General features: G+C 64.9%; 18 protein-coding genes. 6 read left to right on the forward strand and 12 right to left on the reverse strand.

Annotated features, from left to right (window positions below; all coding sequences use genetic code 11):
- Positions 1 to 2: 2 nt before the first annotated feature.
- Positions 3 to 929, reverse strand: a complete 927-nt coding sequence (locus tag CH276_RS03540) for an alpha/beta hydrolase (RefSeq protein ID WP_094630590.1) — start codon at positions 927 to 929, stop codon at positions 3 to 5.
- Between the two features lie 83 nt (positions 930 to 1,012).
- On the opposite strand from CH276_RS03540, the gene CH276_RS03545 reads away from it, so the two are divergent.
- Positions 1,013 to 1,561, forward strand: coding sequence for a TetR/AcrR family transcriptional regulator (locus CH276_RS03545; protein WP_094630589.1), 549 nt, complete (start codon positions 1,013 to 1,015; stop codon positions 1,559 to 1,561).
- 1 nt (position 1,562) lies between these two features.
- Here the strand turns inward: CH276_RS03545 and CH276_RS03550 are convergent, their stop codons facing one another.
- The 4 genes from CH276_RS03550 to CH276_RS03565 all read right to left on the reverse strand — a co-directional run bounded on the left by CH276_RS03550 (position 1,563) and on the right by CH276_RS03565 (position 6,407).
- On the reverse strand, positions 1,563 to 2,477 hold the full coding sequence (locus tag CH276_RS03550; protein ID WP_141214659.1) for a GGDEF domain-containing protein: 915 nt from the start codon (positions 2,475 to 2,477) through the stop codon (positions 1,563 to 1,565).
- 104 nt (positions 2,478 to 2,581) lie between these two features.
- Complete coding sequence (locus CH276_RS03555; RefSeq protein ID WP_094630587.1) at positions 2,582 to 3,850, reverse strand: glucarate dehydratase family protein; 1,269 nt, start codon at positions 3,848 to 3,850, stop codon at positions 2,582 to 2,584.
- Complete coding sequence (locus tag CH276_RS03560; RefSeq protein ID WP_032396701.1) at positions 3,850 to 4,776, reverse strand: 5-dehydro-4-deoxyglucarate dehydratase; 927 nt, start codon at positions 4,774 to 4,776, stop codon at positions 3,850 to 3,852. Before CH276_RS03560 ends, CH276_RS03555 begins: the two co-directional genes overlap by 1 nt.
- A 32-nt stretch (positions 4,777 to 4,808) precedes the next feature.
- A complete protein-coding gene (locus tag CH276_RS03565; protein ID WP_094630586.1) occupies positions 4,809 to 6,407 on the reverse strand; it encodes an aldehyde dehydrogenase (NADP(+)) in 1,599 nt (532 codons plus the stop codon).
- 342 nt (positions 6,408 to 6,749) lie between these two features.
- Here CH276_RS03565 and CH276_RS03570 point away from each other — a divergent pair, with 342 nt between their 5' ends.
- From CH276_RS03570 to CH276_RS03585, 4 genes are all read left to right on the forward strand, one after another.
- Positions 6,750 to 8,093, forward strand: a complete 1,344-nt coding sequence (locus tag CH276_RS03570) for an MFS transporter (protein ID WP_094630682.1) — start codon at positions 6,750 to 6,752, stop codon at positions 8,091 to 8,093.
- Positions 8,094 to 8,125: 32 nt separating this feature from the next.
- Positions 8,126 to 9,472, forward strand: a complete 1,347-nt coding sequence (locus tag CH276_RS03575) for an enolase C-terminal domain-like protein (RefSeq protein ID WP_094630585.1) — start codon at positions 8,126 to 8,128, stop codon at positions 9,470 to 9,472.
- Positions 9,469 to 10,422: a 2-hydroxyacid dehydrogenase gene (locus tag CH276_RS03580; protein WP_094630584.1), complete on the forward strand. Its 954-nt coding sequence runs from the start codon at positions 9,469 to 9,471 to the stop codon at positions 10,420 to 10,422. The genes CH276_RS03575 and CH276_RS03580 overlap by 4 nt, the downstream gene beginning before the upstream one ends.
- A gap of 72 nt (positions 10,423 to 10,494) precedes the next feature.
- Entirely contained in the window at positions 10,495 to 11,694 is a 1,200-nt protein-coding gene (locus tag CH276_RS03585) for an L-talarate/galactarate dehydratase (protein ID WP_094630583.1), read from the forward strand.
- Positions 11,695 to 11,772: 78 nt separating this feature from the next.
- Here CH276_RS03585 and CH276_RS03590 read toward each other — a convergent pair whose 3' ends face one another.
- The 6 genes from CH276_RS03590 to CH276_RS03615 form a co-directional block, all read right to left on the reverse strand.
- The gene (locus tag CH276_RS03590; protein ID WP_254924208.1) at positions 11,773 to 12,525 is read right to left on the reverse strand and encodes an IclR family transcriptional regulator; all 753 of its coding nucleotides are present in this window, start codon (positions 12,523 to 12,525) and stop codon (positions 11,773 to 11,775) included.
- Positions 12,526 to 12,633: 108 nt separating this feature from the next.
- Positions 12,634 to 13,794 carry an enolase C-terminal domain-like protein gene (locus CH276_RS03595; protein ID WP_094630581.1) on the reverse strand — a complete coding sequence of 387 codons (1,161 nt, stop codon included), beginning with the start codon at positions 13,792 to 13,794 and terminating at the stop codon, positions 12,634 to 12,636.
- Positions 13,795 to 13,807: 13 nt separating this feature from the next.
- A complete protein-coding gene (locus tag CH276_RS03600; protein WP_254924207.1) occupies positions 13,808 to 15,130 on the reverse strand; it encodes an ABC transporter substrate-binding protein in 1,323 nt (440 codons plus the stop codon).
- Between the two features lie 26 nt (positions 15,131 to 15,156).
- A complete protein-coding gene (locus tag CH276_RS03605) occupies positions 15,157 to 16,038 on the reverse strand; it encodes a carbohydrate ABC transporter permease (RefSeq protein WP_094630579.1) in 882 nt (293 codons plus the stop codon).
- 5 nt (positions 16,039 to 16,043) lie between these two features.
- Positions 16,044 to 16,994, reverse strand: a complete 951-nt coding sequence (locus CH276_RS03610) for a carbohydrate ABC transporter permease (RefSeq protein ID WP_094630578.1) — start codon at positions 16,992 to 16,994, stop codon at positions 16,044 to 16,046.
- A 180-nt stretch (positions 16,995 to 17,174) separates the two neighbouring features.
- On the reverse strand, positions 17,175 to 18,191 hold the full coding sequence (locus tag CH276_RS03615; protein WP_094630577.1) for a hypothetical protein: 1,017 nt from the start codon (positions 18,189 to 18,191) through the stop codon (positions 17,175 to 17,177).
- Positions 18,192 to 18,244: 53 nt separating this feature from the next.
- Here CH276_RS03615 and CH276_RS03620 point away from each other — a divergent pair, with 53 nt between their 5' ends.
- A complete protein-coding gene (locus CH276_RS03620) occupies positions 18,245 to 19,414 on the forward strand; it encodes a hypothetical protein (RefSeq protein WP_254924206.1) in 1,170 nt (389 codons plus the stop codon).
- Positions 19,415 to 19,495: 81 nt separating this feature from the next.
- On the opposite strand, the gene CH276_RS03625 is transcribed toward CH276_RS03620, so the two are convergent.
- Entirely contained in the window at positions 19,496 to 20,320 is an 825-nt protein-coding gene (locus CH276_RS03625; protein ID WP_094630575.1) for an NAD-dependent epimerase/dehydratase family protein, read from the reverse strand.
- Positions 20,321 to 20,329: the final 9 nt, after the last annotated feature.

Consider the following 20,329-nt stretch of genomic DNA (forward strand, 5'->3'; position numbering starts at 1 on the left):
CTCTACTGCGCCGGCACAACCCTTTTCAGGAACGCGAGCTGCTCGTCGACGATGACCGGAAACAGCGGTTGCACATAGGGATCGAAGTGTCCGCCCTTGTGGATGTGCACGGTGGCGTCGGGAATTCTCGCTGCGACCTTCACGGTGACGTACGCCGGTGTGACCACGTCGTCGGACATGATCTGCAACAGCACCGGGCATCGGATGGACGACGCGGTGCGGCCGGGTGAGTACAGCCCGATGCGCAGGAGTATCCGTGCGGCAACGTTTTCCGGGTAGTCGCCCTCGCTCAGGCCGGATTCGAGGATGAGTCGGTCGCGTCCGGGAACGGCGTCGGGTGAGGTCATGACAGCCAGATCACCGGGATTGCCGACCGAGTCCACGTATCGGGGTGATCGTCCGCGCAGTGCGCGGATCCGGTCGATCACCGCTGACGGGGCCAGCTGGAGAGTGCGCCGAAGCCCGGTCGCGCGCACGGCCGCGATTCCGTCCACGTGTGGGATCTGGGCGATGACGGCCGCGAAGTTCTCGCCTGCGCCGGCCCGAGTGAGCACGTGTCCGCCTGCGAAGGAAGTACCCCAACCGACGATGCGATCCGAGTCGACGCCCTCGAGTGTTCGTGCGTAGGCGACGGCGTTGCGCCAGTCGACGAGTTGCTTGCCGATGTCGAGCAGCTGTCGCGGCTCCCCGTCGCTGTCACCGAAGTGCCGGTAGTCGAAGACGAGAACGGTGTAACCGGCGCGGGCGAAGACCTCTGCGTAGGCGAAGAGGCGAATGACGCGTGGGGTGCCGAAGCCGTGGGCCATGACGACGGCAGGGGTATCCCCGCTGGATTCGGCGGGTCGGTACACCGCGACGGCGCAACGGACCCCTTCCGAGTCGAACCATTCGTCGGTTCGGGTGTATCCGGTCTGGTTGTCGGCACTCATGTCGGTCGTCCCTTTTTCGGATTCTTGATCGGCATTCAAGAAGCTAGCAGCCTCTTGAATGCCGATCAAGATAGGATCGCGGAATGCCGCGCAACCGTCGACCCGTCGATCGCGCCGAGAAACGTTCCGAGATCGTGAACGCAGCTCGGTCGCTGTTCGTCGACGACGGTTACGAGCACACCCCGATGGGGCGGATCGCCACCGCTGCCGGAGTGACGACCAATACGATCTATTGGTACTTCGGTGACAAGGACGAGCTACTGGTCGGCGTGCTGGACCAGATCCATGCCGACGCGCTGAGCCGGTTCGTTGCCCTCGCCGACAAGTCGGTGACCGAGCAGGTTCTCTGGGTCGTGGACGAGCTGGAGAAATATCACCGACTGGTCGACACGGTCCACTCGCGCACCTCGGTATCGGCCTGTATAGACAAGTGGCACAACGACTTCCATGCGCTGTGGGAGCAGTGGATCGCCGTCGAACTGCGCAACGACGGGGTCGCCGACACCGACATCGAGCCGGCGACCCGCATGATCGTCTTCGTCATCGAGGCCATGTTGACACACCCGCAGGACGAGGCATCGAAACGGACGATGATCGATCTGCTGTTCCGCAAGGTCGGTGCTTCGAGCTGACCTAGTCGTGGACGGTCGTGCGATTTCGGCCGAGGTTCTTCGATTCGTACAGCGCCCGATCGGCTCGGCCGAGAGTGGTGCGGGCGGACTCGGTGCCCTGCCTACCCGCCACTCCCACCGAGATCGTCAGATCCGACGGCAGCTCGGCCCGGACGCAGTCGACGGCGGTGCTCAACTCGGCGACCGAGCCCGACGTGCACAGCACCGTGAACTCGTCGCCGCCGGAGCGGCTGAGCAGGTACTGCCGAGGCAGGCACGTGCGGAGAGCGGACGAGACGAGCTCGAGTGCGTGATCGCCTGCCGCGTGCCCGAAGTCGTCGTTGATCACCTTGAACCGATCGATGTCCACGACAGCGATCGCATCGATTCTCGAACTGCCTCTGGTGCCGGGCCGCGCATCCAGTTCACGGCTGAGCCGTCGCTGATTCGAGAGCCCGGTGAGGTGGTCGATCTCGGAGTTCGACGCCACGCTCTGTACCCACGCCGCAGAAATGGCGATCGCGATCAACACGAGCTCGGCGTTGATCACCAGCGCAGGATCGATCTCTCCCACCACGATGCCCAGATATGCGATGTAGAGCGCATTGAGCACGGTCGTCCGACGTGCGACGCGATGAGGAAGCACGATGAAGGCGGGCGTCACCAGCAGCAGTTGCAGAAAGATTCCGGACAGTGCGACGGTGTGCCCGCCCGCTGCGGTGCAGAACAGCGCGATACTGGTCAGTCCCGACAGGTGCATCATCAGATACAGGCGACGGGAGAGCACCGGTGCCGCGGCGATCATGTACACGCCCAGTCCGCACCACGACACCGCAAGTGCGAGCAGGATCGGAGCGGCCCGAGGACCTTCTGTCGCGATCGAGGTGACACCGACAAGGCCGCTGACCAGACAGTTGACGCCGGACGTACGAGCCACCGAGGCAGGGGAATACTGCCAGCCACTGTTCACAGGACGAACCTCTCGCACAGATCCCCACGACCTCGGGCGAGTTTAGCGCTGTGCGGGTGCAGGGACTCGCTTTACCAGCGCGGGCAGGTGTTCTGGAAGCTCGGATCGATGCTCTGCATGTATCCGGTGTCGTCGCGATCCCGGATCCCGCAATCGAGGTACTGCTGATGCAGCGCCGCCAGAGCATCCTCGTCGATCTCGACGCCCAGACCCGGGGCCGTGGGAACGGCCACTGCCCCGTCGACGAAGTTCAGGACACCCGGAACGATGACATCCTCGTCCTTCCACGGCCAGTGAGTGTCGCAGGCGTAGGTGAGGTTGGGCGTTGCCGCAGCGAGGTGCACCATCGCGGCCAGGCTGATGCCGAGGTGGCTGTTGGAGTGCATCGACAAACCCATCTCGAAGGTCTCGCAGATTCCGGCGAGCAGCCTCGAACGCTGCAGACCTCCCCAGTAGTGGTGGTCGGACAGCACCACCTGAACCGAGTCCTTCTGTACGGCCGGCTTCAGGTGATCGAAGGCGACGACGCACATGTTGGTCGCCAGTGGCATCTTCGCCTCCCGCGCGACTTCTGCCATACCCTCCAGCCCCGGAGTCGGGTCTTCCAGATATTGGACGATGCCGTCGAGTTCGGCCGCCACGCGGATGGACGTGTCGACCGTCCACGCCGCGTTGGGGTCGAGCCGAAGCGGCAGCTCGGGGAACGCTTCCCGGAGCGCCCTGATTCCGGCTATCTCTTCGTCGGGCGGAAAGACACCACCCTTGACCTTGATGGCCTCGAAGCCGTACTCGTCGATCATCTTTCGCGCTTGCCGAACCAGACCGGCAGGGTCGACGGCCTCACCCCACGAATCCGGTCGTCCACCGGGATGCGCTGCCCACTTGTAGAACAGATACGCACTGAACGGAACCGAATCGCGAACCTTCCCGCCGAGCAGATCCGACACCGGCCGACCGAGCACTTTCCCCTGCACGTCCAGGCAGGCGATCTCGAACGGTGAGAAAACTCGGTCGGTGGTGCTGGCAGTGGTGATCATTCCTGCCACGCCGTCTCCGCCGGTGATCGACAGCGTCCCCAGTACGGTGTCGACAGCGTCTCGAACGGCGTTGAGTGCGAACACATCCAGGCCGGTGATGGCCTGCGCGGCCGCGTCGAGTCGGGCGAGATGCGCAGTGTCGGCGTAGGTCTCACCGAGGCCGACGACACCGGCATCGGTGTCGAGCTGAATGATCGCGCGCAGTGCGTAGGGCTGGTGCACGCCGACGGTGTTGAGCAACGGAGGATCGACGAAGGCGATCGGGGTGATCCGAGCGCCGGTGATCAGGACCGGATCCTGCATCAGTGCACCGCGAGCTCGTCGGCCAACACGGCCCGGCCGGCGGCGACGATCGCGGTCAGTTCCTCGAGGTGCGGGGCACTGATGTCCACCAGTGGCGGACGAACCGGGCCTGCCTCGATCCCTTCCATCGTCACGCCCGCCTTGATGAGAGAGACGGCGTAGCCGGGAACCTTGTCGCGCAGGCGAACCAGCGGGTGGAAGAACTCGCGAAGCAGTGCGGCAGTGAGCTCGTCGTTGCCGCTGTCGAGCGAACGATAGAACGCCAGGGCCAGTTCGGGTGCGAACGCGAACGTCGCAGACGAGTACAGCGTGACCCCGATCGCGCGGTATGCCTGCTGCGAGACCTCCGCGGTGGGCAGACCGTTGAAGAACTGGAAAGACTTGCCCGACGGTTCCAGGGCGTCCAACACCGCGCGGACGATGCGGCCGACCTGGTCGAGATCTCCTGTGCCGTCCTTGAATCCGACGACGGTGGGCAACTGCGCCACCTCGACTGCCGAGTCCTCGGTGAAGCGGGCATTGCCGCGGTTGTAGACGATCAACGGCAGATCCGACGCGGCGGCAACGGCCTTGGTGTAGTTGACCAGGCCGGCCTGCGGCATCGTCACCAGGTAGGGCGGGAGCAGCAGGATGCCGTCAGCACCGTTCGACTTCGCGCTCGCCGCGAATGCCTTTGCCTGGGCGACGGATCCGCCTGCACCGGCGTAGACCGGCACGCGACCCGCGACGACGTCGACTGCGGTGCGCACGATCTTGCCGAACTCCTCGGTTTCGAGGGCGTGGAATTCGCCGGTGCCGCAGGCGATGAACACTCCACCGGGTCCGGCGTCGACACCCTTCGCGATATGAGCGGCCAGCAGGTCGTAATCGACTTCACCGGAAGCGGTGAACGGGGTGACGGGGAAGAACAGGACGCCGTCGAGCATGGGGATCTCCTCGAGAATGTGGGTGGGGTGGATCAGTCTTGGGTGAGCCGGCCGTCGATGCGGCGGAAGATCCCGTCGGGATTGCCGTCGGCAATTGCGCTGGGCAGCAGGGAAGTCGGCACGTCCTGGTAGGAAACAGGACGCAGGAAGCGTTCGATGGCGAGCGATCCGACCGATGTCGTGCGGGAGTTGGACGTGGCGGGGAAGGGGCCGCCGTGCACCATCGCGTGGCCGACCTCGACGCCGGTGGGCCATCCGTCGAACAGGATGCGCCCGGCCTTGAGTTCGAGAACCGAGAGGAGCTTGCCTGCCTCGGCATGATCGGACTCGTCGCCGTGCACGGTCGCGGTCAGCTGGCCTTCGAGCAGCGCGGCGACATCCCGGACCTGCTGTGCATCGGTGCAGCGAACGATGAGGCTCGACGCGCCGAAGACCTCGGCCTGCGCGGCCTCGGAGGTGAGGAACGTGTCGGCGTCGGTGTCGAACAGTGCTGCGCGGCAGGCATTCGGCGCGTCCGTTTCGGTACCACGGGCGATCTCGGTGACCGAACCGGACAGTGTGGCGACACCGTCCGCGTAACTCGACGCGATGTTCGGGGTCAACATCGTGGTGGGAGTCGATTCCTGCACCGCTGTGGTGGCCGCGTCGGTGAAGGACTGCAGGCCTGGGCCGTCGACGGCGATCACGAGGCCGGGGTTGGTGCAGAACTGCCCCGAGCCCATCGTGAGCGATGCGACGAAGGCGCGGCCGAGTTCGGCCCCGCGGGAGGCGAGTGCGCCGTCCATGACGAACACCGGGTTGATGGAACTCATCTCCGCGTACACCGGGATGGGCTCGCGACGACCGGCCGCCGCAGCCACGAGGGCCGTTCCACCCGAACGGGATCCGGTGAATCCGACGGCCTTGATGCGCGGATCGGTCACCAGAGCGGTACCGAGTCCGCGGCCGGAGCCGAACAGGAGTGAGAATGTGCCCGAGGGCATTCCGGTGGAGGCAACAGCGTCGGCGATTGCTCGACCGACCAGCTCGGACGTTCCGGGATGGGCATCGTGGGCCTTGACCACCACGGGGCAGCCTGCCGCGAGCGCAGAAGCGGTGTCGCCGCCGGCGACGGAGAAGGCGAGCGGGAAGTTGCTGGCCCCGAACACCGCAACCGGTCCCAACGGAATCTGCCGCTGGCGGATGTCGGCACGGGGAAGCGGAGTGCGCTCGGGCTGAGCGGGATCGATGCGGGCACCGTTCCAACTGCCCTCGCGCAGAACCGAAGCGAACAGGCGCAGTTGTCCGGTGGTGCGGCCGACCTCGCCGGTGATGCGCGCCAGCGGGAGCCCTGACTCGGCGACCGTGCGCTCGATCAGAGTGTCGCCGAGGGCGGCGATGTTGTCGGCGATGGTCTCGAGGAACTGAGCGCGGGTCTCCGAGGACGTGGCGCGGTAGTCGGCGAACGCCTCAGCTGCTGCGGCACAGGCCTTCTCGACGTCGGCGTCGTTGCCGTGACCGTAGGCGGGTTCGAGATCCTCGCCGGTGCTGGGGTCGACTCCGTGAATCTGCGTGCCGGCACCGAAGACCGGGACGCCGGCGATGATCATCCGGCCGGTGAGGTGGGTGGACTGTGTCGTCGACGCTGTCATGGGGTGACTCCTAGGGCTGTGGTGCGGTACGTGCGCTGACACCAGGGCGTGACCTGGCTCATAGATCACCACGCTAGAAGGCTGATCGATACATGTCCAAGTCGAAAAAAGTCGCATTTGATTCAGTCTCGGTATCGATGTTGCTGCCAGGCCCGATGAGCACCGGCTGGAGTTGCCGATACCTCTACTGCATCGGTCGATGCGCAGATGGTCTTGGACATGCATCGATCCTCGGTCCTACTGTTTCATGTGAGCCCAATCACTGGGCCGATCCATGCCTGTGCCGGTCACACTCGCGCACTGGTCGCGGGAAACCGCTCGAGCTACAGAACGGAGCGATCGATGCCGATCACTCTCCCGCCGACACCGGCCGTCGACTCTGCCGTTGCGAAGATATTTCGTCGAGTCGTCCCGTTGTTCATCATCATGCTGATCTGCAATCAGCTGAACCGATCGAATATCGGATACGCCCGTGAGTACCTGGAAGCCGACGTCGGTATTGGTGCTGCGGCATACGGATTCGGAGCAGGCGTCTTCTTCATCGCGTACGCGCTCTTCGAGCTTCCGAGCAACGTGATGATGGAGAAGTTCGGTGCCAAGATCTGGCTGACCCGCATCATGGTCAGTTGGGGCACCATCTCGTTCGCCATGGCCTTCGTCAACGGTCCCGAGATGTTCTACATCCTGCGGTTCCTGCTCGGCGCGGCCGAGGCCGGATTCTTCCCGGCCATCATCTTCTACTTCGCCAAGTGGTTGCCCAACAGCCACCGCGGCCGTGCCACAGCACTGTTCGTCGCCGGATCCTCGGTTGCCGCTGCGATCTCCGGCCCACTGTCGGGTCCGCTGCTCTCGCTCGACGGCCTCTTCGGAGCCCGCGGCTGGCAGTACCTGTTCGGCATCGAAGGTCTGCTGTCCGTGGTGGTCGGCATCATCGCCTATTTCCTCATCGACTCGCACGTCAAGGACGCGAAGTGGCTGACCGATGAAGAGAAGCACGATCTGAACGCTGCCATCGCCGTCGAGGAAGCAGAGAAGGCGCGTACCTCCGGCATGGGCGACGGCCGGTCGCGCTGGAAGATGTTGCTCGATCCCAAGCTGCTGCTCTTCATCTGGATCTACTTCGCGATCCAGCTGTCGATCTACGCCAACACTTTCTGGCTCCCATCCATCGTCCGGCGCATCGACGGAACCAACGACATCACCGTCGGCCTACTGTCGTCGCTGCCGTGGATCTGCGCCGTGTTCGCCATGTACTACACGTCCAAGATCGGCGACCGCACCGGAAACCGTCGACCACTGTTGATCATCGCGCTGCTCACCGCGGCTGTGGGTACGTTGGCGGCCGCAGTGGCGTCACCGTGGATTGCGCTGATCTTCCTGTGCATCGCAGCCATGGGATTCAAGAGCGCCAGCCCACTGTTCTGGTCGTTCCCGCAGTCGACTCTGCATCCGATGGTGCTCGCGGCCGCTATCGCCGTCATCAACTCGGTAGGCAACCTCGGCGGCTTCGTCGCACCGTTCGGCTTCGGATTGATCCAGGAAGCAACAGGTTCGGTGACCTGGGGTCTCTATGCGCTGGCCGGCGCGTCTGCTCTCGCCGCGCTGTCCGTTCTGCTCATCAAGAAGCCGCGCGGGGTGGTGGCCGAGACCGAGGGCCGGGACGCGCCCGTCACCCTGACCAAATAGCATTCGACATCACCGGCCGAGAGGGTCCGATCATGAACTCCAAGAACAGCACCCCCGTCGTGAGCGAGATGCGCGTGGTACCCATCGCGGGTCACGACGACATGCTGCTCAATCTCAGCGGTGCGCATGCACCGTACTTCACTCGCAATCTGGTGGTGCTCACCGACTCGGACGGGCGCACCGGCGTCGGCGAAGTGCCGGGAGGAGAGGCGATTCGGCAGACTCTCGAGGATGCGCGCGTACTCGTCGAGGGCCAGGGGGTCGGCCGATACAACGCGATTCTCGCCGAGATGCGTCGCGCGTTCGGCGACCGCGATTCCGGAGGTCGCGGGGCGCAGACGTTCGATCTGCGGATCGCGATCCATGCGGTGACCGCAGTGGAATCGGCATTGTTGGATCTGCTCGGCCAACACCTCGGCGTCAGTGTCGCAGCACTGTTGGGGGACGGGCAGCAGCGCGAGAAGGTGCAGGCTCTGGGCTACCTGTTCTTCGTCGCCGACCGGAACAAGACCGACCTCGCCTACCGCGGCGACGCCGACGAGGCCGCCGGAGCCGACGACTGGATGCGCATCAGGCACGAGGAGGCCATGGATCCCGAGTCGATCGTGCGCCTTGCCGAGGCCGCGCAGGCGCGGTACGGATTCCAGGACTTCAAGCTCAAGGGTGGAGCGCTGCCGGCGGCCGAGGAAGCCGCTGCGGTACGTGCCCTTGCCGAACGGTTCCCGGAGGCGCGAATCACGTTGGATCCCAACGGCGGGTGGTTGCTGAAGGATGCGATCGAGACCTGCCGCGGACTGCGCGATGTGCTCGCCTACGCCGAGGATCCCGTGGGACCCGAGGGCGGCTTCTCCGGACGTGAGGTGATGACGGAGTTCAAGCGCGCCACCGGGCTACAGACAGCGACCAACATGATCGCCACCGACTGGCGCGAGATGGGCCACACCATCCGGTCCGGTGCCGTGGACATTCCGTTGGCCGACCCGCACTTCTGGACGATGGCCGGTTCGGTGCGCGTAGCGCAGCTGTGTGACGCCTGGGGCCTGACGTGGGGTTCGCACTCCAACAATCACTTCGACGTCTCACTGGCCATGTTCACCCATGTCGCCGCAGCCGCTCCTGGCACGATCACCGCCATCGATACGCACTGGATCTGGCAGGACGGGCAACGAGTCACCAAGGAGCCGTTCACCATCGAGGACGGCTACCTCACCGTCCCCGACAAGCCCGGCCTCGGAGTGGAACTCGACTTCGAACGGATCGACGCGGCACACGAGCTGTACCAGAAGGAGGGGCTCGGTGCCCGCGACGACGCCATCGGCATGCAGTACCTGATCGAGGGATGGACGTTCGACAGCAAGCGACCGGCTCTGGTGCGATGAAGATCGTCGTCGGCGATCGCAACGTTCTGCCGCATCGTGAGCAGCTCGAGGCCGGGCTACCCGTCGGCACCGAGGTCGTCTGGTGTGTTCCGTTCGACGAGAGTCGCGTCGTCGAGGAGCTTGCCGATGCGGACGTGTACGTCGGCGGCAAGTTCAGTGCGGCCATGGGTGCCGCTGCGCCGAGGCTGCGGATGGTGCACGTTGCCGGTGCGGGAACGGACAATGTCGACCGCTCCGGATTGAGGCGTGATGTGCAGGTGTGCAACACCTTCCACCACGAGCAGTCGATCGCCGAGTACGTCGTGTCGGCGACGGTGATGCTGCGGCGACAGTTCCTGCAGCAGGACCGCGCACTCCGCTCGGGAGTGTTCGCCACCTCGGTCTACGACCCGAGAATCGCGCAACCACTCTCGCTGAGCGGTGCTCGTATCGGATTCGTCGGTTTCGGGCACATCGGTAGGCGGACGTGGCAGTTGTTCCGGACCTACGGGGCGGTGGGGGCAGCGGTCACCGGTAGTGGACACGCACCGGACGAGGGTCTCGAATGGCACTCCACGACAGATGATCTGGGGAAGCTGGCCGACTTCGCCGATGTCCTCGTGGTCTCTGCACCGCTGAACGAGCACACCCGCGGCATGATCGGTGCCGACGAACTGGGAAGGCTCGGCACCGACGGGGTGCTCGTCAATGTCGGTCGCGGTCCCCTGGTGCAGGAACAACCGCTGTTCGACGCGTTGTCACGCAAACGGATTGCCGCGGCCGCGATCGACGTCTGGTACCGCTACCCGGGTCCCGACGGGTTGGGAGAGCCGAGCTCGTTGCCCTTCCGCGATCTCGACAACGTGCTGATGACACCCCACTCGTCGGGCGTCACGCATCACACGTTCGTCGGCCGGGTCGGAGATATCGCGTCGAACATCGATGCACTGGCGGCATCGATCCGCCGGTAAACGGTGTTGGACGTGTATTGCGGGTCGAAATAGGCTGTGAAGCAAAGTAATCGACGATTTCAGGAGTTGCAGATGACCGTAGACGTCGACAAGCCCACCAGCGGACTCTCTGCCCCGAATGCAGCGATCACGGCGCTGGCCCCCGGGGCCGCGAGCATCGACCGCATCGCGGAGGTGACGCTGTCCTCGATCGTGCTACCGCTGAAGAATCCGATCAGCGACGCCAAGGTGCTCACCGGTCGGCAGAAGGCGATGACCGAGGTGGTCTTCCTGTTCGCCGAGATTCGTACCGAACAGGGCCATGAGGGAATCGGTTTCGGCTACTCCAAGCGCGCCGGCGGACCCGCCCAGTTCGCACATGCCCAGGAGATCGCCCCGGTTCTCATCGGAGAAGATCCGAACGACATCGGCAAGATCTGGACCAAGTTGGTGTGGGCCGGTGCCTCGGTGGGCCGCAGTGGCGTTGCCACGCAGGCGATTGCCGCGATCGACATCGCGCTGTGGGATCTCAAGGCCAAGCGCGCCGGGTTGCCGCTGGCCAAGCTGATCGGGTCGTCACGAGATTCGGTGCAGACGTACAACACCTCGGGCGGGTTCCTGCACACGCCGATCGAGGAGGTCATGGAGAACGCTGCCATGTCGCTGGCGAACGGCATCGGGGGTATCAAACTGAAGGTGGGACAGCCGGATTGGCGTACCGACATCGCCCGCGTCACTGCGGTGCGTGAGTTTCTCGGCGACGATGTTCCGCTGATGGTCGACGCCAACCAGCAGTGGGATCGGCCGACGGCGCAACGTATGGGGCGAATCCTGGAGCAGTTCGACCTCGTCTGGATCGAGGAGCCCCTCGATGCCTACGACGCCGAGGGGCATGCGCAGCTCGCCCGTAGTCTCGACACCTCGATCGCGACGGGCGAGATGCTGGCCAGCGTCGGCGAGCACGTCCGCCTCATCGAGGCCGGTTCGGTGGACATCCTGCAGCCCGACGCACCCCGCATCGGCGGAATCACTCAGTTCCTGAAATTGGCCTCGCTGGCCGAGCACCACAACCTGCAACTGGCACCGCACTTCGCGATGGAGATCCACCTGCACCTCGCGGCGGTGTACCCCCTGCAGACCTGGGTGGAGCACTTCGATTGGCTCGACCCACTGTTCGATGAGCACCTCGAGACCCGGGACGGACGCATGCATCTGTCCGCACGCCCGGGTCTGGGCTTCACGCTCAGCGATCAGGGACGGGCGTGGACCGTCGGGAAGGCTGTGGTTCGCTGACGCGTGGAGCGCTGACGCGCAGGTGAGCGGAAATTCGTAGCCTGCTACGAAGTTTCACTCACATGGCGCGAAGCGGCTCTAACGAACTCCCTCGGCCCGCAATTCTCGGGCCCACGCAGCGGCGTGTTCGGTGAGCACCCCCGCGATGCGTTCCAGTTCACCGGGGTAGGAGGCGACCTCGGCGGGCATCGAAACGCTCAGCGCATCGGTAGCGGGGATCCGATACGGCACGACGGTCGCGATGCAGACCACACCCACGGTGCCCTGCTCCTGCTCGAGCGACCAACCGCGCCTGCGCACATGCGCGAGTTCGGCGATGAGAGCATCACGATCGACGATGGTGTTCTCGGTGTACCGCTCGAGCTTTTTCGGAAGCAGCTGCGTCACCTCATCGGTCGTAAGCTCGGCGAGCAGTGCCTGCCCGAGGGCGGTGACGTGGCACGGCAGCTTGCGTCCGACGCGGTGCATGCGGCGCACCTCGAGCTTGGAACCGCGGCTGGCGAGGTAGATGACGCAGTCCTCGTCGCGCCTGGCGAAGTGCACGGTGTGCCGCACATCCGAGCGCAGAGTTTCGAGCACAGCTGCGGCTCGCCCGACGACGGAGTCCTTGTCGAGGTAGGACGTGCCGGTGAGCAGGGCGTGGGTGCCGATGCCGTACCGCGAGCCGGACTCGTCGGCCTCGATCCAGCGCAGGTCCTTGAGCGTCCGGAGCAGGGCGTGCAGACTCGACCGTGGGTACCCACAGGCCTCCTGGAGTTCGCCGAGACTCATGCGCGTGGGGGACGCGGCCAGCGTCTCGAGGATGTGGATCGTGCGTTCGGCCGACTTCACCGGCTGACTATCCGGCCCAGCTGTGGCAGTGACATCGTTCACCATGGAGACAGTGTCCCTCATGATGAACGATGTTTCATACGCGGACACCGATATCGTCGACAGCCACTAGTATTCGGCGATCAGATTGTTCGAGATGTACTCGAGGTCGATGTCCTCGCCCAGGCCCGGACGGGTCGGCATCTGCACCATTCCGTTCGCGTCGATCGGGTCGACGATGGACTTGAGGTGTGGGGGCACCCAGTCGTAGTCCACCAGCGGATGCAGCAGGCCCCGCTCGTACCACTGAATGTTCGGGGCACCGCCGACGAGCGCCAGATTGGGTGCGCCGTTGCCGTGGATCTCGCACTCGAGCCCGAAGCCGTCGGCCATGTGCACGGTCTTCAAGGCAGGCGTGATGCCGCCACCGTTCATCGCACCGACGCGCAGGATGTCGCACGCCTCGTCGGCGATCCAATCCGCCCGCGAGCGATGCCGACCGGGAGTGGTCTCCGGGCCGATCACCGGAGTGTCGATCTGATTCGCCAGCCATTTGTACGAGCGCATCGAGAACTCGTCCATGGGTTCTTCGAACCAGTCGAACTTCAGAGCGTCGAGTTCCCGGCCGAGCTCGAGGGCGTCGGTACGTGAGTACCAGTGGTAGCCGTCGAGCATCAACGAAAACCCGGGTCCGACGGCATCTCGCACCGCGGCGCAGGCCTCGATGTCTCGTGTGAGGCTCGGTGCCCCTTCGAGCGGTGGCATCCAGGTGTGCAGCTTGATTCCCTGGTAGCCCTGATTCTTCAGCGCTACAGCGAAGTCCGCGTACTCCTGCGGGCTCGACAGTCCGCCCTCGATGGTGTCTCCACACATGGTGCTCGCGTACGCCTTGACCTCGCTGCGAGCCCCGCCGAGCAGCTTCCACACCGGGGTGTCGAACCGGTTGCCCGCCAGATCCCACAGTGCCTGATCGAGGTAGCTGCAGGTGTGCTCGGGGAGTTCGACGGCTCTGGTGCGCTGCCGGATCGCGAACTTGCGGTCCATCTCCTCGCGGTGCAACGGGTCGGTACCGATCATGACCGGCCGGAAGTGTTGCTCCACTTGGTCTTCGCGCAGGTAGTTGGTCTTGCCCAGGACGTAGCCGCTGACGCCGTCGGAATCGGTGATGCGTAGCAGTGCCTGGGTGGTCGGGACGGACGGTCCCGGGTGTCGATGACCGTAGGAATCGACGGCGGTGCGAGCCTCGGTCTTGAAGACCTGGACGGCAACCTCGGTGATGACGCTGGACATGGCGATGAATCCCCTATTTGCCCTGTCGGGCATCGTATTTGGCCTTGGAGCGGTCTAGCTTCTCGGCGAAGTCGTCGGCGAAGTCCTGAGCGCTGAGCTGCCCGATGAGGACCTTCTGCCACTGGCCCAGCATCTGAACCTGGACGATCTTGCCGAAATCCGGCAGATAGTCCGGTGGGGTGACCAGCACCGTCTCCGGATCGTCGAGGGCGGCCTGCGCAGCTTGCACCGACGGCATCGCCTGGAAGGCGGGAGCGGAGCGAGCGGCGGCGTTGACCGGAATCTGCCCCACGTTCTCGTTCCAGTACGCCTGCGATTCCGCCGAGGTCATGAACTCGAGGAACTTCCAGGCCGCAGCTTGATGCTTGCTGCTCTTGAACACCGTGTAGGACGGGAACGGGTCCGTCATCACCGTACGGACGCCGTTGTCCGCGCGGGGCAGTGCGACGGCACCGACGTTGTCGCCGAGGGCCTTACGGTGATTGCTCAACGATCCGAGGTTGTGCTGCATCATCGCCACCGAGCCACCACCGAAGCTGGCGACCATCTGTGGGAAGCCGTTGTTGACGTCGGCGGTGGGGGTGTCCACGTCGTACAGGGCGGCGAAACGTTCGATGGCCTGCACCATCTCGGGTCGGTTGACGGTGGATTCGCTGCCGTCGAAGAAGTTGTCGATGCCGGTGGTGGCGAACATGTGTTGCAGCAACGGGTAGATCGAACCGGCACCGCCTCGGATGGTGAACCCGTAGCGGCCCTCGGACTTGTCGGTCAGTTCGTCTGCGGCGTCGTAGAACTCGTCCCACGTCTCGGGCGGCTCGATGCCGGCCTCGTCGAACCAATCCGCCCGGTACCACAGAGTGGCGTTGTTGCTGGTGAACGGCAGACCGTACAGGTTCTCACCGCCACCGGACTCCATCGCCGACTCGATGATCTTCGGGTCGTACTCGTCCTTCTGTGGCGAGGATGCCACGAAGTCGTCGAGCGGAATGACAGCATTCTGCGCGACGAGGGGTGCCAGATATGCGGTGGAGACGATCCCCAGATCGGGAGCCGACCCACCGGCGAGAGCCGTCTGATACTTCTGCTGGGCACTGTCCGAGGGCAGCCCGACGTACTGGATGTCGATGCCGGGATTGACTTCCTCGAAGCGTCGAATCAATTCCTCGTACAACGGGGTTCGGTCCGGTCCGGCATTGTTGTCCCAGAAGGTCAGGGTGCCGCTGTTCGGATCTCCGAGTTCACCGTCGGGCAGTGCGGTCTCGGAACTGCAGGAGGCCAGTACGAGCGTCGCGACCGCGCCCACGAGGGTGGTGCGCAGCAGGGTGCGTCGATTCATGTCGATTCTCTTTCCGTACGTCATGATCAGCCCTTGACCGCGCCGGCGCTGAGCCCCTGGACGAGGTACTTCTGGATGACGGCGAAGACAGCGACCACCGGTACCGCGGCGATCAGTCCGCCGGCCGCGAGGACGCCGAAGTCGACGTTGTAGGAACCGATCGTGTAGCTCAATCCGACTGGGAGGGTGAACTTGTCCTGGCTGCTGATGAACATCAGGCCGAACAGGAAGTTGTTCCAACTGCCGATGAACGCGAAGGAACCGACGGCGATCAGGCCGGGGCGCAGCAGCGGCAGCATGATGATGCGGAAGGCCTTCAGGCGTGAGCAACCGTCGACCATCGCGGCTTCCTCGAGTTCCACGGGAATCTGAGAGATAAAGCCGGCCATCAACATTGCCGCCAGCGGCAGTTGGAAGACAGTGTCGGCGACGATGAGGCCGAACAGGTTGTTCACCAGTCCCATCTCGCGGAACACCTGGAACAGCGGGATGAGCAGCATTGCGCCGGGCACGAACTGGCTGCACAGCAGGGCCATCACCAAGGGAATCTTGGCGCGGAACTTGAAGCGTGCCAACGCATAGCCGGTCGCCAGTGCGACGAAGGTGGTCAGCACGAGAGACAGGCCGGCCACGATGAGGCTGTTCTTGAAGAAGAAGCTGAAACCGAGGGTGTTCCAGACGGTGTCGAAATGGTCGAGCGTGATGGGCCAGGGGAGCATCGAATCGGAACCGGCGGGTCGGAATGCGAAGACGATCATCCAGTAGAACGGGACGAGGGTGAAGAGCAGGTAGACGGCCAACGGGAGTCCGACGCTGAACACGCGGGGCTTGGTGCGATGCACGCGCACCTTCTCGGGGTGGTCCTGCGGCGGAGTGGTCACGACGGGACGGTCTGCGGTAGTGGTCATGGGCGTCAGGCCTTATCGCTGTTGAATTTGCTGAGGCGCAAGTAGAGGATCGAGCAGAACAGCAGGATGACGAAGGCCACGGTGGTCAGGGCCGATCCGTATCCGAAGTCCTGCGCGGTGGTGGCGAGCTGAGAGACGTAGAGCGGCAACGTCGTCGTGACGTCGGCCGGGCCGCCTGCGGTGAGGGTGTACAGAAGATCGACGTTGTTGAACTCCCAGACCCCGCGCAGCAGGGTCGACAGGATGATCACGGCCTTCAGGTGCGGCAGTGTCACGAATCGGAAGCGCTGCCAACGGTTCGCACCGTCCACGTTCGCAGCCTCGTACAGGTCCTTGGGTGCACTCTGCAGTTCGGCGAGGATCAGAATGGCGAAGAACGGAACACCGCGCCAGAGCTCGGCGACGCTGGTGGCCCAGAACGCGGTGTCCGGATCTGCGATCGGTGCGGCGGTGCCGTCGCCGATGCCCATGTCGCCGAGTAGTTTGAACAACCCGGTCGACGGGTTGTAGATCAGCAGCCATATTCCGGTGGTGAGCACACCGGAGACGGCCCAGGGGGAGAACACCAGTGCTCGGGCCAGGCCGCGTCCACGGAAGACCTCGTTGACCAGCAGGGCCAGTCCGAGGCCGAGGATCAGCTGGAAGACGACCTGAACGCCGACCCACTTCGCGGTTACGAGCAGGCTGTTCCAGAACAGGTCGTCGGCGAACATCAGCTTGAAGTTCTCGAGGCCGGCGAAGCCGTTGTCCCACGGCGTCGTCGGGTTGTAGAACTGCAGGCTGTAGTAGAAGACGCTGCCGACCGGGTAGAAGATGAACACGGCGAGCAGGATGACGACCGGTGCGATCAGGATGTACGGGGCCGAGATGCGGCGCTTGCGTTTCGGCCGGACGGGAGGGACGGCCGAGCTCTGCGCACGGGTGCCTCCCGACCGGGGTGGTGTGGTGGTGACCATGGGGACGCTCCGAAGCGTTCGGGGCCGGATCGGGGAGCCGGCGAGTGGGTCTTGCGGTTCTTCCGGCTCCGACGAGCCGGGCTGAGGAAAGTCTGTGTTCACATATATGAACTGACGTCTGCTATGTGAATTTCTGGACCAACTATGACGGCAGTCACAAGCGCTGTCAAGCATGACCGGTCACACGTGCAGGCTCAGCCAGTTCGCTGCGGCGTCCTGCATCGCCGCCGTGAAACGGTGCGGCTCCGAAAACCATTGAGTGAGAAGCATTGTGGAGTTTCCGTAGTCGCGACGCAACGATGCCTCGGCGTCGCGCATGCCTGTCGGGCCGAAATGCGAGTCCTGCTCGGCGAATTGGACCAGCAGCGGAGTCGGGGCGGCCGAGCCTGCGATCTCCGGCCAGTCGCAGACCGCGGGCAGGCCGGCGGTGATCATCAGCCAGCTCGTGTCGTCCGCATGACCGTCGGCGATGTCGGCGTACGTGCTCATGGAAGCGGTGATCACCCCGGCTCGCAGTCGGTCGCTGCTGGCCAGTAGGTGTGCGACACGGGCTCCGCCGCCGGAGAATCCGGCGGTGGCGATGCGATCGGGGTCCACCTCGGCGCAGGCGCTCAGCACGTGCAGTGCCGTCAGGTCTTCGGTCAGTATCCGGCCGGCTAGCGAAGTACCCCGCAGCGCAGCCACTTTCGCGAGACCGTGCTCGTGCTCGCGGGCGGCCGCCTCGTATTGCTGGAGTCCTTCCAGGTGCGCACCGGCCCGGCGAGCCCGCTCGGGAAGCTGCTCCCACGGCACTCGGCGGGAGCCCCATGGGAACACGTCGTGGACCAGTACTGCGAAACCTGCTGCCACCAGGCCCGCTGCGGGCGCGATGCCGTCGTACCCGTGCTCGCGCAGTGCGGCGATGCCGGGCGCGACCCCGTCGGGGCCGTCGGCCACTTTCTCCTTGCCGTAGAACTTCACGCCGTCGTGGCCGTGCATGAGCAGGATCGCCGGCAGTGGGTGTATTGCATCCTGGGGCGTCAGCAGCCACGCGGAAGTGTCGTTCCAGGTCAGTTCCACTCCGCGGACGCCGTCACGTATCCACCTGCGGCCGCGTGTCACCTGCCGGGGCGGTGGAATTTCGGCGACTCCGAGGGCCTTCCCGATTGCCGCGCGGCGGGCGAATCGTGGACAGCCGGGCTCGAATTGTGTTCCCATGTGTGAACTCAGTTCTCTCTACCGAACAATTCAGCCATCGAAGGATGACCCCTATGACCGTCGACCGCATCGTCGCGCACGCCTACCCCTGGGACGTACTCGGTGACCCACACTTCGTCGAGCGCGCCCGCAGGCTCGGGGTGGGCGAGGTCTCGCTCGCCGCGACGTATCACTCCACCAGGGCGGCAACTCCGCTGCACCCGCAGCACAAGGTGGTCGACGCTCACCATGCCGCGCTGTATCGCCCGGTGCGTTCCGAGGCCTGGGCCGGGCACGCGATCACCGCGCGCACGGCCGACTGGGGCGGGGCCGAGGACGCGTTCGGCGAGGCGGCGGCAATCCTGATCGACGCCGGATTCCTGGTGAACGCCTGGATCGTGCTGACGCACAGCACAATTCTCGGCCACGCCCATCCCGACGCGACCGTCGTCGACTGTTTCGGAGACGCCTATCGCTATGCGCTCGCTCCGGGGCATCCAGATATCGTTCGTTACTGCGCCACGCTCACCGCCGAAGCGATACGCGGCGTCGAGGTACACGGCGTGTCCGTGGAGGCCTGCGGGCAGCTCGGTTTCGCACACGTCGGACCACACGAGAAGACGGACGGCGCGTTCCCTGGCATCGGCGACACGCTGATGTCCATCAGCTGCACGCAGCGCGAGCTCGACGCGTGGGGCGAGCGAGGCGTCGACTCGGCGAAGGTGACGCAGAAGCTGCGCGACGGCGTCGACGCCCTGGCGGCCGGAACCTTGCCTGCAGGTGCGGCGATCACGGACGTGTTGGACGCCGATGAGATCGACGCGGTGGTGGCGGTCCGTCACGCCGACGCCGATCACCTTCGCACGGAAGTGCTTGCCGCCGTGCGTGAACAAGCACCGTCGACACGCGTGACGTTGCACGGTCACCCCGATCCGTGGAAGACGGGCCCCTCGCCTGCGCTGACCGCTGCCGCACCGGCCGATGTCGACGCGGTACTGGTGTCGGCCTGGCCTGCGACGGCCGAGACGGTGTCGGTGGTCGAAGCCACCCGCGCTGCCGTCGGCGACGGGGTGGATGTGGGTGCCTATGTATCGGTGCTGCCGCCGAAGAAGCTCGACGAGGTGGCCGCGCACGTGGCTGCGACGGTCGACGCCGGGGCGAACGAGCTGCACCTCTACCACCTCGGTCTCGTCAATCGACCACAGCTCGATGCTTTGGGGTCGATCGTCGCAACGTATTCGTAAGGGTCTGCAACGGGTGCTCCACTCGACCGGCCTGGGCGCGGAATTCCGCAGTCGCGGTGGTCGAGTGGAGCACAACGTGCGTCACCGCATCCGTTGACCGAGCGGGTGATCGCAGAACGCGCCGCCGACCCGCTGCAGGATCGGGTCGGAGAACGTCCACTCGTGCTCGGCCAGGAACTGCTCGGCGAACTGTTCCGCGTCGTCGCGAGGCAGGTATCCGATCTCCGTACCCTCGTTGCCGGACCACCACGCGCGCGAGTTCTTCGAGATGCCCCACACTGTGTGAAAACCCTTGGCGCTGTCCGACAGTGACGCCTCGATCAGGCGGGCTGTGTCGGCAGGCGACATCCAGGTGGCAAGGCCACGGTAGTTCGGCGGCGCGTCGAAGCTCGAGCCGATACGCAGATTGACGACGTCGATGCCGAAGCGATCGTGGTACATCCGGCCCAGGGCTTCGACCGCTGCCTTGCTCCAGCCGTAGAAGCCGTCGGGTCGCGGAGCGGCGTCCCCGGGAAGCGGTTCGCCGCCTGCCTCGTCGTGAGTCCAGAAGCCGACCGCGTGATTGCTCGACGCCACCACCACGCGGGTGACTCCGTGCGTCACCGCGGCCTCGAACACGGCCTGCGTGCCGTCGACGTTGACCGACAGGATGTTTGCCCACGAGTCCTCGGTGCTCAATCCGCCGAGGTGCACAATCGCGTCGACACCGTCCACTGCAGCAGCCACGGCGGCGCGATCGGTGACCGATCCTTGCACGAATTCCTCTGTAGCAGAATCGATGTCGCTGATCTCCGCGATATCGAACAGGCGCAGCATGCGGCCGGGAGCTGCCAGTAGAGGCCGGAGCATCGCACCCATGTTGCCTGCGGCCCCGGTGATGAGCACTCGCGAAACGGTGTCGGTCATTCTTCTCGA

Origin of the sequence: Rhodococcus sp. 06-470-2 (assembly GCF_002258235.1) — a bacterium.
Taxonomy (GTDB): Bacteria; Actinomycetota; Actinomycetes; order Mycobacteriales; family Mycobacteriaceae; genus Rhodococcoides.

What these genes read in the sequence shown, in the direction of transcription:
- CH276_RS03540 (WP_094630590.1), bottom strand. Translation starts at nt 929, where the DNA reads ATGAGTGCCGACAACCAGACCGGATACACCCGAACCGACGAATGGTTC.
- CH276_RS03545 (WP_094630589.1), top strand. Translation starts at nt 1,013, where the DNA reads ATGCCGCGCAACCGTCGACCCGTCGATCGCGCCGAGAAACGTTCCGAG.
- CH276_RS03555 (WP_094630587.1), bottom strand. Translation starts at nt 3,850, where the DNA reads ATGCAGGATCCGGTCCTGATCACCGGCGCTCGGATCACCCCGATCGCC.
- CH276_RS03560 (WP_032396701.1), bottom strand. Translation starts at nt 4,776, where the DNA reads ATGCTCGACGGCGTCCTGTTCTTCCCCGTCACCCCGTTCACCGCTTCC.
- CH276_RS03565 (WP_094630586.1), bottom strand. Translation starts at nt 6,407, where the DNA reads ATGACAGCGTCGACGACACAGTCCACCCACCTCACCGGCCGGATGATC.
- CH276_RS03570 (WP_094630682.1), top strand. Translation starts at nt 6,750, where the DNA reads ATGCCGATCACTCTCCCGCCGACACCGGCCGTCGACTCTGCCGTTGCG.
- CH276_RS03575 (WP_094630585.1), top strand. Translation starts at nt 8,126, where the DNA reads ATGAACTCCAAGAACAGCACCCCCGTCGTGAGCGAGATGCGCGTGGTA.
- CH276_RS03580 (WP_094630584.1), top strand. Translation starts at nt 9,469, where the DNA reads ATGAAGATCGTCGTCGGCGATCGCAACGTTCTGCCGCATCGTGAGCAG.
- CH276_RS03585 (WP_094630583.1), top strand. Translation starts at nt 10,495, where the DNA reads ATGACCGTAGACGTCGACAAGCCCACCAGCGGACTCTCTGCCCCGAAT.
- CH276_RS03595 (WP_094630581.1), bottom strand. Translation starts at nt 13,794, where the DNA reads ATGTCCAGCGTCATCACCGAGGTTGCCGTCCAGGTCTTCAAGACCGAG.
- CH276_RS03600 (WP_254924207.1), bottom strand. Translation starts at nt 15,130, where the DNA reads ATGAATCGACGCACCCTGCTGCGCACCACCCTCGTGGGCGCGGTCGCG.
- CH276_RS03605 (WP_094630579.1), bottom strand. Translation starts at nt 16,038, where the DNA reads ATGACCACTACCGCAGACCGTCCCGTCGTGACCACTCCGCCGCAGGAC.
- CH276_RS03610 (WP_094630578.1), bottom strand. Translation starts at nt 16,994, where the DNA reads ATGGTCACCACCACACCACCCCGGTCGGGAGGCACCCGTGCGCAGAGC.
- CH276_RS03615 (WP_094630577.1), bottom strand. Translation starts at nt 18,191, where the DNA reads ATGGGAACACAATTCGAGCCCGGCTGTCCACGATTCGCCCGCCGCGCG.
- CH276_RS03620 (WP_254924206.1), top strand. Translation starts at nt 18,245, where the DNA reads ATGACCGTCGACCGCATCGTCGCGCACGCCTACCCCTGGGACGTACTC.
- CH276_RS03625 (WP_094630575.1), bottom strand. Translation starts at nt 20,320, where the DNA reads ATGACCGACACCGTTTCGCGAGTGCTCATCACCGGGGCCGCAGGCAAC.